This is a genomic window from Dinghuibacter sp. (genome assembly GCF_035492835.1).
In the GTDB taxonomy this organism is placed as follows: Bacteria; Bacteroidota; Bacteroidia; order Chitinophagales; family Chitinophagaceae; genus Dinghuibacter.
Window position 1 is genome coordinate 1 of the sequence record NZ_DATJIY010000040.1, and the last position, 16778, is coordinate 16778.

At 60.2% G+C, this 16778-nt stretch carries 14 protein-coding genes and 1 riboswitch; of the genes, 7 read left to right on the plus strand and 7 right to left on the minus strand.

The window, feature by feature from the left end; translation table 11 throughout:
- The 4 genes from VL547_RS03730 to VL547_RS03745 form a co-directional block, all read right to left on the minus strand.
- Nucleotides 1-1483, minus strand: a 1483-nt coding sequence (locus tag VL547_RS03730; RefSeq protein ID WP_325575328.1) for a thioredoxin domain-containing protein, incomplete at its 3' end; no start/stop codon positions are given.
- 109 nt (nucleotides 1484-1592) lie between these two features.
- The gene (locus tag VL547_RS03735) at nucleotides 1593-2279 is read right to left on the minus strand and encodes a uroporphyrinogen-III synthase (protein ID WP_325575330.1); all 687 of its coding nucleotides are present in this window, start codon (nucleotides 2277-2279) and stop codon (nucleotides 1593-1595) included.
- A gap of 142 nt (nucleotides 2280-2421) precedes the next feature.
- Nucleotides 2422-3462 carry a DUF4271 domain-containing protein gene (locus VL547_RS03740; RefSeq protein WP_325575331.1) on the minus strand — a complete coding sequence of 347 codons (1041 nt, stop codon included), beginning with the start codon at nucleotides 3460-3462 and terminating at the stop codon, nucleotides 2422-2424.
- A complete protein-coding gene (locus VL547_RS03745) occupies nucleotides 3462-5261 on the minus strand; it encodes a BamA/TamA family outer membrane protein (protein ID WP_325575332.1) in 1800 nt (599 codons plus the stop codon). Before VL547_RS03745 ends, VL547_RS03740 begins: the two co-directional genes overlap by 1 nt.
- 47 nt (nucleotides 5262-5308) lie before the next feature.
- Between VL547_RS03745 and hemW the strand changes: the two genes are divergently transcribed.
- Nucleotides 5309-6448, plus strand: a complete 1140-nt coding sequence (gene hemW, locus VL547_RS03750; RefSeq protein WP_325575334.1) for a radical SAM family heme chaperone HemW — start codon at nucleotides 5309-5311, stop codon at nucleotides 6446-6448.
- A 275-nt stretch (nucleotides 6449-6723) separates the two neighbouring features.
- Here the strand turns inward: hemW and VL547_RS03755 are convergent, their stop codons facing one another.
- Genes VL547_RS03755 through VL547_RS03765 form a run of 3 tightly spaced genes read right to left on the minus strand, consistent with a single transcriptional unit; the run spans nucleotide 6724 to nucleotide 10634 of the window.
- Nucleotides 6724-7782: an NAD(P)H-dependent glycerol-3-phosphate dehydrogenase gene (locus VL547_RS03755; RefSeq protein ID WP_325575336.1), complete on the minus strand. Its 1059-nt coding sequence runs from the start codon at nucleotides 7780-7782 to the stop codon at nucleotides 6724-6726.
- Nucleotides 7782-9152, minus strand: a complete 1371-nt coding sequence (locus VL547_RS03760) for an efflux RND transporter periplasmic adaptor subunit (RefSeq protein WP_325575338.1) — start codon at nucleotides 9150-9152, stop codon at nucleotides 7782-7784. Before VL547_RS03760 ends, VL547_RS03755 begins: the two co-directional genes overlap by 1 nt.
- A gap of 24 nt (nucleotides 9153-9176) precedes the next feature.
- Nucleotides 9177-10634, minus strand: a complete 1458-nt coding sequence (locus VL547_RS03765; protein ID WP_325575340.1) for a TolC family protein — start codon at nucleotides 10632-10634, stop codon at nucleotides 9177-9179.
- Between the two features lie 38 nt (nucleotides 10635-10672).
- Nucleotides 10673-10872, plus strand: a riboswitch (cobalamin riboswitch).
- A gap of 100 nt (nucleotides 10873-10972) precedes the next feature.
- Between VL547_RS03765 and VL547_RS03770 the strand changes: the two genes are divergently transcribed.
- The 6 genes from VL547_RS03770 to VL547_RS03795 are packed head-to-tail and all read left to right on the plus strand — an operon-like array spanning nucleotide 10973 to nucleotide 16762.
- A complete protein-coding gene (locus VL547_RS03770) occupies nucleotides 10973-12976 on the plus strand; it encodes a TonB-dependent receptor plug domain-containing protein (protein WP_325575342.1) in 2004 nt (667 codons plus the stop codon).
- A gap of 12 nt (nucleotides 12977-12988) precedes the next feature.
- Nucleotides 12989-13651, plus strand: coding sequence for a DUF6580 family putative transport protein (locus tag VL547_RS03775; RefSeq protein WP_325575344.1), 663 nt, complete (start codon nucleotides 12989-12991; stop codon nucleotides 13649-13651).
- Nucleotides 13648-14163: a bifunctional adenosylcobinamide kinase/adenosylcobinamide-phosphate guanylyltransferase gene (locus VL547_RS03780; protein ID WP_325575346.1), complete on the plus strand. Its 516-nt coding sequence runs from the start codon at nucleotides 13648-13650 to the stop codon at nucleotides 14161-14163. The genes VL547_RS03775 and VL547_RS03780 overlap by 4 nt, the downstream gene beginning before the upstream one ends.
- Nucleotides 14160-14837: a diphthine--ammonia ligase gene (locus VL547_RS03785; RefSeq protein ID WP_325575348.1), complete on the plus strand. Its 678-nt coding sequence runs from the start codon at nucleotides 14160-14162 to the stop codon at nucleotides 14835-14837. Before VL547_RS03780 ends, VL547_RS03785 begins: the two co-directional genes overlap by 4 nt.
- 6 nt (nucleotides 14838-14843) lie before the next feature.
- Nucleotides 14844-15950 (plus strand): nicotinate-nucleotide--dimethylbenzimidazole phosphoribosyltransferase, encoded by a 1107-nt coding sequence (gene cobT / locus VL547_RS03790; protein ID WP_325575350.1) that lies wholly within the window; start codon nucleotides 14844-14846, stop codon nucleotides 15948-15950.
- A complete protein-coding gene (locus VL547_RS03795) occupies nucleotides 15947-16762 on the plus strand; it encodes an adenosylcobinamide-GDP ribazoletransferase (RefSeq protein ID WP_325575352.1) in 816 nt (271 codons plus the stop codon). Before cobT ends, VL547_RS03795 begins: the two co-directional genes overlap by 4 nt.
- Nucleotides 16763-16778 lie beyond the last annotated feature (16 nt).

Consider the following 16778-nt stretch of genomic DNA (forward strand, 5'->3'; position numbering starts at 1 on the left):
GCAGGTAAGCCGTATCCGCGGTGATCTCCTGGAGACAGATCAACGCCTGGATCAGGTAGGCGTAATCGTCCAGGAAGGCGGGATAACGCAGTCGACCCGCCTTGAAAACGTGCCCGAGGCTATCGCCCTGCCTGAAATGACAAAGCATGGCTTGCATATGCCGCACCGCGGTCGTTCGGTACGCCTCGTCGCCCGTTACCGCATATGCCTGGGAAAACGCCCTGTTCATCAAGGCGTTCCAATTGAGCAGCTGCTTGTCATCCAGAAGCGGGGGCACCCGATGGCCACGGGTTTCCAGTAATATCCGGCGCCCCGTGTCCATGACTGCGCGGTCGGCTTCGGAAAGATACCACCACGAACCGGCCGGGCGGTGGAGGATATTGGTCCCCTCCCAGTTACCGGTCCCGGTGACGCCGTACAACCGGCAAAAGCTGTCGCCGTCGGGTCCGAGCAACTCCATGATCTCAGCCTTGCTCCAGGTATAATATTTCCCCTCCACGCCTTCGCTGTCGGCGTCCCAGGCCGAACAAAACAACCCGTCGGTCGTCAGCCACTCCCTCTCCGCGAATGCCAGTACGTCCCGGATGGCGTCCCGGAACCTGGGTTCCCCTGTAAGCCCCAGCGCCTCGCATAATACAGTGACAAGCAGCGCATTGTCATAAAGCATCTTCTCAAAATGCGGCGCTAGCCATTCCCTGTCGGTGCTGTACCGTGCCATTCCGCCACCCAGCTGATCGTATATACCCCCATTTAACAAATGATCGAGGCTGTTCAGGGCGTGGTTCAAACCCGTCTGCTCCCCCGTGAAGTGGGCATGCCGGACAAGCCATTGCAGGGAAAAGGTCTGCGGGAACTTGGGAGGCCGGCCAAAACCACCGGCTTCGGTGTCGGCCTGTTGCATCAGCGTGTGGAAGATGGTGTCTACCTGGTTTCGCGTCACTAGTGCTGCCGGATCACCGGGGGCGCCCCTCGAGATGCCAAAGGCATTGGCCACCGACAGGTGCTCGGTCAGCTGGTCCGCCTGGCCCTCGACCTCCGACCGCCGCTCCCGGAAGGCCCGCACAACTTCCTGGAGGGTTTCCGTCCAGGATAGCCGCCCGTAAGCCCTGGCCGGCGGAAAATAGGTCCCCCCGAAAAACGGCCGTCCGTCGGGGGTCAGGAAAAGGTTCAGGGGCCAGCCCCCGCTCCCCGTCATCGCCTGGAGGGCGTCCATATAGATATGGTCCAGGTCCGGGCGCTCCTCCCGGTCTATCTTGATGTTGATGAAGTGGGCATTCATCAGGTCCGCCACGCCGGACTGCTCGAAGCTCTCCCGCTCCATGACGTGGCACCAGTGGCAGGCCGCGTAGCCCACGCTGACCAGTATCGGCTTGTCCTCGGCTACGGCCCGTTTCAGGGCCTCATCCCCATAGGGATACCAATCCACGGGATTGTGCGCGTGTTGCAGCAGATAGGGGCTCGTTTCATTGGCCAGGCGGTTCATGTGTCTAATCGTTGAGGTTCGCAAATTTCCCGCCGGTTTGCACGGCGGGACGAAAATGCAAAAAGTGGACCTCCGGCCCACTTTTCACACAGCTCGTAAATATAAGCGTTTATTCCTTGACCATCTTCAGATAGCGCTCGAGCGCCGCGACCATGCTGGGCGCTTCGGGCTCGGGGGCCTTTATGTCCAGGTGAAGACCGGCCTCCTCGACGGCCTTGGATGTGTTGGATCCAAAGGCGCCGATGCGGGTGCCGTTCTGCCGGAAGTCCGGCATGTTTTCAAAGAGGCTTTTTACGCCGCTGGGGGTAAAAAAGCAAATGATGTCATATTCGTTATCGTCCAGGAGACTTTTTACGTCGTTGGAAACGGTGCGGTAAAGTACCGGTGTCGCATACTCGCAGCGGTTGCTCTTGAGCCAGGTGGTGATTTCGTTGTCCTGGGTCTCAGAGCAGGGATACAGGAACTTTTCGTTGTCCTTGTGCTTGTTGATGACGTCGAAAAGGCTCTTGTTGGTGCCATCCGCACCATAGAAAACCTTACGCTTACGGTACAGGATGAACTTCTGGAGGTAGAGCGCCACGGCCTCCGCTATGCAGAAATACTTGGTATCCTGGGATACGCTCACCTTCATCTCTTCGCAGATCCGGAAAAAGTGGTCGATGGCGTTACGGCTGGTGAAGACCACCGCGGTGTACTGGGCGATGTCGATCTTCTGCTTGCGGAAGTCCCTGGAAACCACCCCTTCCACCCGAATGAACGGATGGAAGTCCAATTGCACATCAAACTTCTTAGCCAACTCGAAATAAGGTGACTTTTCGGAGTCGGGCCTAGGTTGGGTGATGAGTATGCTTTTTACGTTTTTTCCAGACGAGGATTTCTTCTGCCCGTTTTTTACCATACCGGATTTAGATATGATGAATACAAAATTACAGATATTATCACAAATGCGTGACCATTGTTTTGTAAATCAGCAAGAGCGGCGCGATTTCAAAGGCGCAAAGGTACAGAAAAAAATGGAAACGGCTCATCTGCACCTCTTCCCAGACCGGTCTGTAGGATCGGATAAAACGATAAATTAACATCCCGATCACCAACATGATGCCCAGGGTCGCACCCACGGGCCCGAGCGGGCTTCCCGCGAAGGCAATCAGGACCACGATCGGTAACAGGGCGATCCCAAGTATCTTATTGACCAGGAATACGATAAAGATGTAGGTGTCGGCCGCGCCGGTCATACCGAAAACCCAGCCGCTGAGCTTGAGACCTACGAATTTGATTGCGTATAAAAGTGCAACGATCGCTATGGAAGCCACCCATATCACCCAATCCGGATGCCCCAGCCGGTAACCATAACTTTGACCCAACAGGTAAAGGAAGGTCCCCGCGGAACCCACAAAGAAAAGGTTATACAGCAGCGACGGCAGCCGTGCCTGGAGGAGCTGTTCCCTGATCTGGTGCTGGCGGAGACTGCTCCGGAAAAATACCGTGAACAGGTCGTTGTAGTATTTCTGATAGCCAGACTTGAGAATACCCATCCAAAGGGCGAGCGCCAGCACGATATAGAACAGCATGTCCTTGGATAGCCGGATCCTGGGGATACCGGTCCGGGTATTGGGCCGGTTGGGCGGCTCGACGGCGGCGGGCGTCATGACGACATGCGCGCCGCTGTCGCGATGGCGCGCGGACGATAGCCGCAGGGAATCCAACCGCAGGGAATCGCGCCGGACCGAATCACGGGTCGCCAGGGCGATCGAATCACGTTTGGCCCTCGCCGCCAGCGTATCGTGGAGGGCGCGGCGGCGGCGGGCGGAATCCCGGTGCGCAGCCAGGGCGGCGGAATCGACCGGCGCGGCGATCCGGGATGCGGCGACACCGGGCGTACCGGTATCGGCGCGCGGCGTGGAATCCTTCGTTTGGGCGTGGAGAGCCAGGCCACAGAGGCAAAGCAGGAGAAAAAAACAGACGCGGATACATCCCATCAAAAAAAGTTTACGTAGCCGATATGGACCTTGGTATTGCCAAAGTTAAAATTTTCGCCATTCCCTTCGCCTTCGGCAAAGCTTATATTGAACATCCCGGCCTTGGTTTCCAGGTTGATGCCGAATCCCACACCCAACATATTGGCGCTCAAGTTGGCGCCGACGCTCCGGTTGCGCACCCAGCCGTCGTCCACGAATCCAAAAACATAGGAGTTCAACCCGATCAGGACCCGGTACTCCAGCGAACCCACCAGGTACTGGGAAGCATAGATGCTTTCTTCGTCAAAACCCCGCAACAGCTTGTACCCCCCTATCTGGAAGAGTTCGTTGGTGTATAGCTGGGGCCCGAGCTGCCAACCACCGTTGAATGCCGTTCGGAGCGTGCTTTGCCTGCCCAGCGGGAAGTAGTGAGCGACGCCCGCCTGGGCCTTCAGCTGGTAGCTCTTCAGGGGAACGGTGTCATACAGCGATGCAAAATCAAAGGTGGAATCCTTCATTTGCGTGATCGCCGTGTTCTCCTTGATATGTCGCTCTCCCCCCGTCACCACCAGGCTGAATTCGTTACCCCGGCGGGGATTGTATACATAATTCGTGTTCCGCCAGTCATAGGCGATCCCCAGCGACGTCGTTCCCATGTCCAATTCCTCGGGCAGCTGATGGGTGGCACGGACGGTATTGGTGTCGACGTTGAGCAGGTTGGACCCGAAGAGCTGGAGAAAAACGGTCAGGCTCCGTTGCGACCCCAGCGACAGCGTACCACCCAATTTAAAGTTGATGTTGAGGTAGGAGGAGTCCTTTTTCAGCAAGTCGAAAGCGGCGCTCACCCCTATGGGGGATTCGAACAGGTAAGGTTGCTGGAAAGACAGGTCCAGCCGGGGAGTCTGGGGTTGCAGCTGTTGCCAGTTGACCGAGATCCCCTCGCCGTTGCCAAAGGCATTTTGCAGTTGCAGCTTGAGCTCGCCCACGACCTGCGTTTTTGCCGACCCATCCGCCGCCGTCGTGGGGAGTATGCCCAGCATGCCATCGATCTGGTTATTCCGTTTCGGCTTCAGGTAAATATCCAGGACCGCCCCGGTGCCGGTCATCCGAAGCGTCCAGGGTTTGTCCTCCTGCGCGTAGGGAAGGGCGAGCAGCCGGGTGCTGACGCTGTTAAGCTTGGCCTGGTCGTAAGGAGAACCGGCGGGTATGTCCAGGTAGCGATAGAGGAAGTCACGGTTGATCTTGGCGTTACCAAAAACCCGTATGCTATCGATGCGGTAGAGAAAACCTTTGTCCAGCCGGAGCACCGCGCTGACCTCGTCTCCCTCGATCCGCACGCTGTCCAGTCCCACTTTGGCGAAGGGATACCCGTGCCCGGTGCAATAGTCGATGACGTTTGTCTCCAGACCTGCCAGCACCTTCCACTGGATCGGGTGCTTCCACGCCTTGGCGTCATCGAAGTGCAGCTGGTCGAGGATGACCGGGTCGATCCGGTCCACCAGGTTGCCCCAACGGTATTTGGGACCCGCATATAATACGATCCGCGCCCCGTCTTTGCCAAAGTCGGAGGAGTCCACCGAAGCGGCGATATACCCCTGCGCCTGGAGCAGCGCCGTGAGGCCGCCCACGTAGCGGTAGCAGGACAGTCTGTCCGGAAAAGTCTGTTGTAGTCCGAGCCGTTCCCCTATTTGCGCGCTATCTTTGGCGGCCGGGACGACCGTGAGCGGATAGGCCTGCCCCCTCGAAGGGCGCGTGGCTGGGTCTTGTGCCTGCACAAACCCAGCCCACAATAGCAGTACTATCAGCAGTATTTTCAGCATTAGCGGCGGTACGAACGCAAAACTAAACGAATAAACGCACCCTTTTATTGGCTGGCATATATATCCATATACCCTTTTGCCGGAAGGCATGTCACTATTGCAACTTCCACTTCAGCACCCGGCTGGGGCCGATGGAGGCAATGGTGGACGCCCTCCTGCGCGAAATGGAGCTGACCGCCGGGTTCCTGAATGACGCGGCCGTGGGCACGCTATATTTTGGCGGCGGCACCCCCAGCCTCCTGCCGGACGCGGCGCTCGGCCGCCTGATCGGCGCTGTCCGTGACCGTTATTCCCTGCAGCCGGATGCGGAGATTACGCTGGAAGCCAATCCGGACGACATTTCGAGGGAACGTCTAAGCGCCTGGAAGTCTGTCGGCATCAACCGCCTCAGCATCGGCGTCCAGTCCTTCAGGGACGAAGACCTGCGGTGGATGAACCGGGCGCACACGGCGGCCGAAGCCCGGGAAGCGATCGCGCTGGCGCGGGCGGCGGGCTTCCACCACGACTCCATCGACCTGATCTATGGAACGCCGGGGCTGACCGACGCGGATTTGCTGAGCAACCTGGCGCAGGCCATCGACCTCGGTTGCCCGCACCTCTCGTGTTATGCGCTCACGGTTGAACCCCGGACCGCCCTGGCCAGGGACATCCGGCTGGGGAAGATGACCCCGGTGGACGGCGACGCCCAGGCGCGCCAGTTCCTCTTGCTATCGGAGACGCTCAGGGCCGCCGGGTACGAGCACTACGAGATATCCAACTTCGCCCTCCCCGGGCACCGGAGCCGGCATAACAGCAGCTATTGGCAAGGCATTCCCTACCTGGGTCTGGGTCCTTCGGCCCACTCCTTCGACGGCCGCAACCGCCGCTGGAACGCGGCCAATAACGAACTGTATCTTCAGGCGATCGCCCGCGGGGAAATACCCTTCGAACAGGAGACGCTCACACCGGTGCAACGCCTGAACGAATACACGATGACGGCTCTCCGCACGATGGAAGGCATGGATATGGAAAGGGTTGGACGCGACTGGGGTGCTGACGCCCGTCACCAGCTCGAAAAGGTCGCGGAGATGGCATTGGCCAGGCAATGGATGACCCGTGAAGGGCAACGACTGATCCTTACGGCCGAAGGTCGGCTGTTCGCGGATGGGATTGCTTCAGACTTGTTTTTGGAAGAGGGGACACTGTAAGCGCCCGGCGCGACAGGCGCCCGCGGCTAGTGCTTGTGGTGCAGATGCCCATCCCGCAACCAGCGGCCCACCTGGATAAGGGCTGCTATCCCGACGAGGATCAGGATACCGGTACCGCTAAAGCCTGTGAATGAGAAGGGCATAAATTAAGTTTCTGTTACTAAGTTACGGAGAAAACGGCGCCCCGGGAAGCAATTGCCAAACTTTAACGATTCGACACGCGGGAGCGGCACGTACGATTCGGCGCGTGGGGCGGCGCGCACCCGGAGCGGGGGCTAGATAAGCCCCGCCTCGATGCGCCGGAACCCCTCCCGGGGATCCAATCCCTCCCAAAGTACGCGATACACCGTGTCGGCGATCGCCATATCCGCGCCGATGTCGCGATTGATCTCGAAAAGGCACCGGCTGGCATTGTAGCCTTCTGCGACCATATTCATTTCCAGCTGGGCGGCGCGGACGCTATAGCCCTTGCCGATCATATTCCCAAAGGTGCGGTTCCGGCTGAAGAGCGAATAACAGGTGACGAGGAGGTCCCCGAGGTAGACCGAGGCGGCGTAGTTGGCCGTTTTGCGGAGCGGACCAGGGGAGACCCCGGGGATAAGGTGGTGGATCCCCACTTCCATGTTCCGGGCGCCGACCTTCCGGAGGAAAGACGCCATTTCATCGGCGCTGTTGGCGATGAGGACGCTCAGGAAATTATCCCCGTACTCCAGGCCGTGGGCGATACCGGCGCCTAGGGCGTAGATATTCTTTAGCACGGCGGCGTATTGCACCCCATAGACGTCGTCGTTGACGACCGTATTCAGGTAGGGGGCGTTAAACCGGAGCGCCAACTCCGCCGTGGTCATAGCGTCGATACCCGAGAGCGTCAGGTAGGACAGCTTTTCGGCGGCCACCTCTTCGGCGTGACAGGGACCCATGATGGTAAAATAATCCGCCAGGTCCAACCCGAAACGATCTGCCAGGTAATCATTCACCAGGCGATTGCCGCTTGGGAGGATGCCCTTTACGGCCGAGATCACCTTTTTGCCGGCAAAGGCGCCGGGTGGCAGGACCGACAGCGTTTCCTCCACATAAGCCGAGGGGACGGCCAGGACGAGCAGGTCGGAAGAACCGACCACCGAAGCCACGTCGGTGCTCAGGGAGAGCAGCGCGGTATCGAAGTACACCGAGCTCAGGTAGGCCGGATTGTGCCGCCGCTGCAGCAGGTGCTGCACGGCGGATTCGCTCCTGATCCACCACCGGATGGGGTTCCGGTTGTCCGTCAAAATCTTCGCCAGCGCGGTGGCCCAGCTACCGCTGCCTATCACACCAATCTTGGGCTCGGGAGTCATCACTGTTTTATTTCAAACAATTTGTCTTTGGGGGTGACCTGGATCTTCGTGCCGTTCTTCAACAGCTTGCTGATGGCGTTGAAGGGTGCGCTGACCACGGTATCGCCGGGGTTCAACCCGGTCAGTACCTCGATAAAGTCGTTGTCCTGGATGCCCGTGGCTACGGTCACGCGACGAACGGTGTCCCCATGGACCATGAACACCACTTCCATCTGGTCGTCGGGCGTCGCCGAGGCCGTTTCGTCACCCCGCGCGGTAGCGAGTTCCTTTTTCTCCGCGGCACGGGTCTTGGCGGAATCGCCTTCCTGCTGCGCCGTCGTGACCGAAAGGATGGGCACCGTCAGCACGTGCGTCTTGCTTTGGGTTTCGATGTCCGCGCTGGCGCTCATTCCGGGCCGGAAGGGGAAAGACTTGTGCGGTATGATCAGGTCCTTGTAGGAATCCGGGATCAGGCGTATGTGCACCTTATAGTTGGTGACGTCGGTGCTGGTGGTCGGCGCGGACGTGGTGCCGCTGGATGCCGCGTTGGCATTGCCGTTGGCGATCTGGGTCACGATCCCCTGGAACTTGCGGTTGTTGTAGGCGTCGACTTCGACCAGGGCGCTGTCCCCGATGCGTACCTTGGGTATGTCGTTCTCTCCCACGTCCACCTGTACTTCGATGGCGCTCATGTCGGCCACGCGCATCATTTCCGTACCGGCCATCTGCGCATATCCCACGACGCGTTCCCCCTTCTTCACGTCCAGCAGCGAAATGATGCCGTCCATGGGCGCGACGATGATCGTCCGGGAAAGGTCCTTATCGGCCTCCGTAAGGCTCGCGCGGGCGGAGATGACGGCGGCCTCGCCGCTGCGGACGGTTTGCTGTGCCGCGCTATAGTTGGCCTGGGCGGTCAGGTATTGGCTCTGGGCGGTCTCGTATTCGGACCGGGAAACGACCTTCTCTTCCAGCAGGGTCTTTTCGCGGTTGTAGGCGGCCTCCGCCTGGTCGAGCTGTGCCTTATAGGAAGCAATGGTTGCCTTGGAATTCTCCACCGACGCCTGCTGCTGGTTGACCATGGCCTCGCGCTGCTGGCGGGTGGAATTGTAAATATCGGCGTAGATGCGCGCCACGACCTGTCCCCTTTTTACCGTATCGCCCTCCTTGACGTACAGGTCGGTGATCTCACCGCTCACGTCCGAGGCTATCTTTACTTCGATCTCAGGGTAGACTTTGCCCGAGGCGCTGACCACCTCCGTTACGTTCCGGTAACCGACCTTGTCCACGGCTACCTTTACGCCTTTATCCCCGCCCGCTATGGCCTTGATGACCACGATGGCGATCACCACCACGACGACGATGACAAGTGTCCAAACCCAGAATTTCTTCATCTGATAAAGTTTTTGAGGATGTGATTACAGCTTTACGCCCTGACCCTTGTAAAATTCGAGCACCTTCATCTTGAACACGTAGTCGTATTGGGAGCCGAGCAGGTTGACTTTGGCTTTGAATAAATTGTTCTGGTTGGTGATATAATCGATGGTGTTCAGCAACCCTATACCGTACCGTTTGCTCGCCAGGTCGAAGGACGTCTGGGCGGTGGTGAGGGCTTTCACATTGGCCTGGTAGCGCTGGAGCGCGGCCGCGGCCGCGGAGTACGCCTGGTACACATTCTGTTTGAGGGTCAGCAGGTCGCTCTCCTTTTGCAGCTCCGCGGAACGGATGCTCAGCTTCGCCTTCCTCATATTGGTGCGCGCCAGGTTGCCGTTGAAAATAGGCACGTTCAGCTGAATACCCACCTGCTGGCCGAAGTTCTGGTCCAGTTGATTCCAATAACCCTGCCACACCTGGCCGAAGGAATTCTTTACATACCCGTATGAATAATTAGGGGCCAGTACATTGTTCACCACGCCGTTGTTGTAAACGAAATAACCGGTAGTATCGATGCCGGCCAGCTTGGGTGTGCCGGGCCGTTGCAAGGTATTGGAGAAACGGTCCCCCAAGCTTCCAAACACCTGGAGCGTGGGGTAGAGCTGCGCCCGGGCGGAGGCGTAAGCCTTGTCCGCGGCCTGTATCCGGTATTCGTTCAGCTGCGACTGGGGAAAGGTTTTTTCGGCCAGGCTGTACACCACGTCAGGTTGTAATTCCCCCAGGGATTCCACCGGGATGGTCTCCACCGCCGGGGTGTCCAGGATAAAGGGATATGCCGCGTCGAGGCTCAGGGTGGCCTTTAACTGCAGCACGTCCTGGTCGTAGGTTGCCTGCGCGGAGATCAGCGAAGCGCTGTCGCTGGCCAGCTGGGCTTCCAGCTCCGCCGCGTTGAGCTCCGGCTGGGAGCCCGCGTCCACCAGCTTCCGGGTATTGTTGAGCTGGTCGCGGCTCAGTTGCACCTGCGCCACCCCGATGTCGACCTGCTGACGGGCCGCCAGGGCGGTCAGGTAGGCGGCCGCCACGTTCAGCGCGACGTCGTTACGCACCTTGTCGATATTGGTCTTCTGGGCCATGAAGGTATACTTGTTGGACTCGATGAGCCTTCGCTGGCTGAACCAGTTGAAGAGGTTGGCGCCGCCCTGGAGCGTATAGCTTTGATAGAGGAAGTCCGTCGAGATAAAGGTGTTGGTCGCCGGGTCGACGGAATAGCCAAAACTCAAACCCAATCCCGTGCTGAACGACCATTGGCCGTATTGGGCGGACTTGCTTTGTTTATAGGTCAACTCCGCCATCCGCGAATCGATGTCTGCCTGTCGGACGGAGATATTATTGGTCATCGCGTATTCCACGCATTTGCGCAGACCCCATTTCTCCTGCGCCCGGCACAAAGCGGGCGCCGTGACAGAGGTACTGACAAGGAGCGCAAGGGTAAGTTTTCGCATACGGCAAAAATAAGTGTTCAAATTATGGAAATTAAATGATCTTTGCGCCGGATGTTGGTCCCTCTCCCCGCACGGTGTGGAAGAGGGTTAAAAGGGAAACCGGTGTAAGTCCGGTGCTATCCCCGTAGCTGTAAGCTCCACGACCCCCCTGGGCAAATGGCCACTGTTCCTCCAAGCGGAATGGGAAGGCGCCCCGGGAGGAGCAAGCCAGAAGACCTGCCATGATCCGGATTTTCCAAACGCTTTCGGGTGAAAAGCAGGAGACGGCGGAACCATGGCCGCGCCATCCTTTTTCCCACTCGATAAGTTTGTGCATTTTATTCATTACAACTATCTGCATGAACAGACTTCTCGTGTACGCGCTTTTCGTTTTATCTCCGGCCGCCCTGCTGGCTCCTTCCGCCCTGCTGGCCCAAACCTCCCCGCGTGTTTCCGATGACCGGGACACCACCCGTCAACTGGACGACATCATCGTTACGGCGGACAAGACCGCCGGCAAGCTCTCCCAGACCGGTAAGGTTGTCGACGTGATCACGCGACAGCAACTGGCCCGGAGCGGCGGCAAAAACCTGGCGCAGATCCTGGGCGAACAACCCGGCATCATCGTGGCCGGGGCGGGTAGCAACCCCGGGTCCGCCAAATCGGTCTATATGGAGGGCGCCTCCAACGGATATACGTTGCTCATGATAGACGGAGTGCCCCTCCAGGACGCATCCAGCACCGACAACAGCTTCGACCTCCGGTCGCTGACCCTGGAAGACATCGACCACATCGAAATCGTCAAGGGCAGCCAGTCGGTCCTCTACGGCTCCGACGCCATCGCCGGGGTCATCAACATCATCACCCGCAAAGGGGCCGACAAACCGGTCGCCGTCGCGGCCCAGGGCAGCCTCGGCTATTACAACACCCAGCAGGTAAACGCCTCCGTCGGCGGCAAGGTGGCAACGTTCAGCTATAACGCCGGATATGCATTCTTCCATACCGGCGGCATTTCAGAAGCCACGGACACCGTGCCTGGCGTAAAGGCCCCAGCCGACGGGTATACCCAACACAGCTTCCACGTAAACCTGGACTGGCAGGTGGCCAAGGGGCTGACGCTCTCGCCGTTTATCATTTACAGTCATTACGCGGGCCACGAGGATGGCGGCTCCTTCGCCATCGATACCAGCTATACGTATACGCTCTCCAACGTACAGGCTGGTCTCCGCTCATTGGTAAAGGTAGGCGCGGGACAACTCCACCTGGTGTATTCGTACAACCAGGCACGCCGGACGGATTACGACGACTCGCTGCCCGACCTCATGACGAAGGGCTTCTTTTCCTCCGACGCCTTTGCGGGGTACGAACACTATGCGGAGGCATATGTCAGCTATCCGCTGACCTCGTGGTGGAACCTGGTCGGCGGCATCGACTATCGTAACCTGTCCACCGAACAACAGACGCAATATATCTATCCCGGCGCGCCCCCTTCGCCGACGTCGCTTCCCCGCGACAGCGCGCACTACCACCAGATAGGCCTGTACGCATCCACGACAATCCGGTTACCCGGTCACTTGCTCCTCGACGGGGGCCTCCGGTACAATACCAATTCCAAATACGGCACCAGCACCGTCTTCAATCTCTCGCCTTCCGTGCTCATCGCCCGGCGGCTGAAGGTCTTTACCAACTTCGCCTCCGGTTACAAGATCCCTTCCCTGTACCAGTTGTATTCCCCCTACGGGAACAAGGACCTCGATCCCGCAAAGTCGCTGTCCTTCGAAGGCGGAGCGGAGTACCGGACCGGCGTCTTCCGGTTAAGGGCGACCTGGTTCGACCGCTGGATCAGGAACGAGATATTCTTTGCGTCGACCGCCACGCCGCCCTACGGCCAATACATCAACCAAAACAAGGAGCACGCGCATGGCGTAGAGCTCGAAGGCAGCTGGACCATCACCCACGGCCTCCAGCTGACCGCGAACTATACCCATGTCACCGGCACCGTCACCGATAAATCCGGCGAAAACGGCGCCGACTCCACCTACTTCAACCTCTACCGCGTGCCCAAAAACAGCGCAGGGGCCACGCTTTCCTACCAGGTCACGCCGCGTTTGTTTGTCTCGACCAACGTGCAATGGCAGGACAAGCGCATCGACCTGTACTACGACTACAATACCTACGGCGACGCGCAGGCGACCCTCCACGCCTACACCCTCTGGAATGCCTATGGGGAATACCACGTGCCGCACTGGGGTCTCAAGTTTTTTGCCGATATTCGGAATATCACGAACACGCACTTTACCGAAATCTATGGCTACAACACCCTTGGCTTTACGCTCACGGGTGGGGTCCGCATCAGCTTATAAAACGATCTTCTTATGACAGTCAAACCCAAATCCCCGGTTATACTGGCTATGCTGGCCCTGGTGGCGGCGCTCCGCGTAGTCTTCGCCACCAGTTGTCTATCGCCGCTGGCGGACTTTTCACCCATCGGGGCGATGGCGCTTTTCGGTGGGGCGTGTTTCACGGCGGCTTCCTGGCGGCGCGGCTCCAATGGGCTCCACGATGTAAGCGGGCGCCGCGCCGGCGGCTGGCTCGCGGCGTTTGGCTGGCCGTTGCTCACGCTTTGGATCAGCGACGTCTTTTTGAACCGCTTTGAATTCTACGGCCACTGGCGGCTTTTCTACTCCGGCTTCTACTGGGTGTACGGCGCTTTTGCGCTCATGGTGGTTGTCGGCCGCCTGCTGCTCACGCGTGTTACGGTGACGCGGGTGCTGCTGGCTTCCGTGGCCGCCGTCCTGATCCACTGGTTCGTCACCGATTTCGGGACCTGGCTGGAAGGCACGATGTATCCGAAGACCTTTGCGGGTTATATCGAATGCCTCGTGGCCGCCATTCCCTATGAGCGGTACCAACTTACGGGCAACGTGATCTACAGCGCGATTTTATTTGGCGCGGTGGCCTGGATGACGCGCCGCGCGAGCCCCGCGGGCCGCATAACCAGCGGCGCCCCCGTCCCGGTCCAACCGGCCCGCCCATGATCACCATGATCACGGGCGGCGCGCGCAGCGGTAAAAGCCGCTACGCCGCCGAACAGGCCCTTTTGCTGTCCGACCGGCCGGTACACGTCGCCACGGCGCGCATCTGGGACGATGAATTCCGCGCCCGGGTAGACCGGCACCGGTCCGAGCGCGGCTCAGCCTGGGAATGCCTCGAGGAAGAAAAGACCCTCGGACTCCTGCCGCTCGACGGCCGTGTCTGCGTCATCGACTGCGTTACGCTGTGGCTGACCAACTTCTTCGTGGACTCGACATCGGACGCCGGGTTTTGTCTCGACGCCTTCCGCGCCGAGGTCGACGCCCTCCGCGGGCGTCCCGGCACGTTCTTCGTCGTCACCAACGAGATCGGTCTGGGGGTCCACGCCGACACCGAAGCGGGCCGGAAGTTCACCGACCTCCAGGGATGGGCCAACCAATATCTGGCGTCGGTCGCGGATCGCGTGGTGTTGATGGTGAGCGGGATCCCGGTCACGATAAAAGCCCCTGTCGTATGACACCCGCTGTGTTCAACTGGAGCGGCGGCAAGGACTCCGCCCTGGCGTTGTGGACTGCCCGGCAAAGCGGCGCCTACGACATCCGCTGTCTGTTGACGACGCTCAGCCGCGAATATACCCGCATCAGCATGCACGGCGTGCGGGAGCGGTTGCTCGACCAACAAGCGGAAGCCATCGGCCTGCCGCTGCGAAAGGTCTATATCGCCGAAGACGGCACGATGGAAACATACGACACCGCGATGAGCGAGACCCTGTTGACGCTGGGCCAGGAAGGCATCCATACCGCTTTATACGGCGATATTTTCCTGGAGGACCTGCGCGCCTATCGCGAAAACGCGCTTGGCCAGGTTGGCTGGACCGCCGCCTTCCCGATCTGGCAAAGACCCACCCGGGAGCTCCTGCTTGAATTCATCGACCGGGGGTTCGAGGCCATCGTCGTTTGCGTCAGCGAAGCCTTTCTGGATGCCTCCTTTGCCGGCCGGCCACTCAACGGGGAGTTCCTGGATGACCTGCCGCCCACCGTCGACCCCTGCGGGGAAAACGGGGAGTTTCATTCTTTTGTCTTTAACGGTCCGATCTTCCGCCAGCCGGTTCCTTTTCGGACGGGTGAGGTGGTCCGCCGGAGCTACCAGACCCACGGTTTTTATTTTTGCGACCTTTTACCCACCCAATAGACCCCCATGATCACCCCCATCGACAACCGCCTGCAGGAGTCCCTCCGAAACAAGATCGACCACAAGACCAAGCCCCTGGGCGCCCTGGGGCAGCTCGAGGACCTGGCCCTTCAGCTGGGTCTGATACAGCAAACCCTGACCCCGACCGTAGACCGGCCGGCGCTCCTGGTCTTTGCCGGCGACCACGGCATCGCCGCCACGGGGCTGGTAAACCCCTATCCACAAGCGGTCACCGCCCAGATGGTCCTCAATTTTATCCGGGGCGGGGCTGCGATCAACGTCTTTTGCAGGGTCCACGACATCGACCTCCGCGTGGTCGACGCGGGAGTCAACCATGCATTCGGGGAGGAGGTGCTGACCCATCCGTCATTCTACGCGGCGTCCGTTGCGCGGGGCACCCGGAACTACCTGGAAGGACCCGCGATGACGTCCGGTCAACGACAGTTCGCCCTCGACCAGGGCGCCGCCCTGGTCAACGACCTCCGGCAATCCGGCTGTAACACGGTCGGTTTTGGGGAGATGGGGATCGGCAACTCCACTTCCGCGGCGCTGATCCTGGCTGCCCTGACGGGCCTTTCCCTGGACGTCTGTATCGGACGGGGGACCGGCGCCACCGACGAGCAACTGGCCGTCAAGCGCGACGCCGCCGCCCGCGCCCTGGCGCTGCATGGGCCGCACATCGCCGGCGGCGCCGACGCCCTGGAACGCGTCGGAGGTTTCGAAATCGCGATGATGACCGGCGCCATGCTCCGCGCCGCCGCCTTACGCATGACCATCCTCGTGGACGGCTTTATTGCCGGCGCCGCCCTCCTGGCCGCCTGCCGGATCGACGCCGCGGTCACCGGCTATTGCGTTTTCGCCCATCAGAGCCACGAGCAGGGACACCGTCACCTCCTGGCGCACCTCCACGCCAAGCCCCTCCTCCAGCTGGACCTTCGCCTGGGTGAAGGGACCGGCGCCGCCCTGGCCGTCCCGCTGGTCAGGACCGCCGCCGCCTTCCTTTGCGAGATGGCCAGCTTTGGGGACGCTGGTGTGAGCCAGGCCACCGGGACCGACGCCGGCGACACCCTGGCCGCCGACCGCGCCGATAAACCTGTGGAGGCCGCCTCATGACCCGCCTTCGCCGGGAGACCCGCGTCTTTTTTACGGCCATGATGTTCCTGACGCGGCTGCCCGTCCCCCCCTCCACTGATCACCGGCCGGAATACCTGCAGGAGGCGCCGCGCTACTTCCCCTGGATAGGATTGCTCGTGGGCCTGATTGCCGCCGGCGTGTACGGGGTTGCGGCGCTCCTTTTCCCCCCCGGGATCGCCCTGGCCCTTTCGATAGCCGGCGGCATCCTGGTCACGGGCGCCTTTCACGAAGATGGCTTTGCCGACGTCTGCGACGGCTTCGGGGGTGGCTGGACGAAGGAAAAGATCCTCGCGATCATGAAAGATTCGCGCCTGGGAACCTTCGGGGTGACCGGGCTGATCTCGATACTGGCCCTTAAGTTCCTGGCGTTGCAGCCGCTCACCCGGCAACGGTGGCCTGTGTCTCTCACGGCGGGCGGCGCGGGAATCGCCCTGGGTCTCCTGCTCCTGGCCCACGCCGCCAGCCGCTTCTTTGCCGTCCTGGTCATGCAGTTCTTCCCCTACGCCGGCGACCCGGAAACCGGCAAATCCCGGGACGTGACCCGCCAGCGGCTAAACCCAACCGGGCTGGTCGTGGCCGCCGCGGCGCTGATACCGCCCTTTGCGCTGATCCCCCCGGCGTACGCCCTTACGCTGGTCCCAGCCGGGCTGATCGCCTATGGACTCGCCAAATACTTCGTTCGCTGGATCGGAGGATATACGGGAGACTGCCTGGGCGCCATCCAGCAGGTGACAGAATTGAGCGTCTACCTCGGCGCCTATATAATATATAGCCGGTGGCTACCTATCTGATCCGGCATACCACCCC

Excerpts from the sequence above, each read along its gene's own strand:
- VL547_RS03740 (WP_325575331.1), bottom strand. The coding sequence starts at position 3,462 with ATGGGATGTATCCGCGTCTGTTTTTTTCTCCTGCTTTGCCTCTGTGGC.
- VL547_RS03745 (WP_325575332.1), bottom strand. The coding sequence starts at position 5,261 with ATGCTGAAAATACTGCTGATAGTACTGCTATTGTGGGCTGGGTTTGTG.
- VL547_RS03755 (WP_325575336.1), bottom strand. The coding sequence starts at position 7,782 with ATGACTCCCGAGCCCAAGATTGGTGTGATAGGCAGCGGTAGCTGGGCC.
- VL547_RS03760 (WP_325575338.1), bottom strand. The coding sequence starts at position 9,152 with ATGAAGAAATTCTGGGTTTGGACACTTGTCATCGTCGTCGTGGTGGTG.
- VL547_RS03765 (WP_325575340.1), bottom strand. The coding sequence starts at position 10,634 with ATGCGAAAACTTACCCTTGCGCTCCTTGTCAGTACCTCTGTCACGGCG.
- VL547_RS03770 (WP_325575342.1), top strand. The coding sequence starts at position 10,973 with ATGAACAGACTTCTCGTGTACGCGCTTTTCGTTTTATCTCCGGCCGCC.
- VL547_RS03775 (WP_325575344.1), top strand. The coding sequence starts at position 12,989 with ATGACAGTCAAACCCAAATCCCCGGTTATACTGGCTATGCTGGCCCTG.
- VL547_RS03780 (WP_325575346.1), top strand. The coding sequence starts at position 13,648 with ATGATCACCATGATCACGGGCGGCGCGCGCAGCGGTAAAAGCCGCTAC.
- VL547_RS03785 (WP_325575348.1), top strand. The coding sequence starts at position 14,160 with ATGACACCCGCTGTGTTCAACTGGAGCGGCGGCAAGGACTCCGCCCTG.
- cobT (WP_325575350.1), top strand. The coding sequence starts at position 14,844 with ATGATCACCCCCATCGACAACCGCCTGCAGGAGTCCCTCCGAAACAAG.
- VL547_RS03795 (WP_325575352.1), top strand. The coding sequence starts at position 15,947 with ATGACCCGCCTTCGCCGGGAGACCCGCGTCTTTTTTACGGCCATGATG.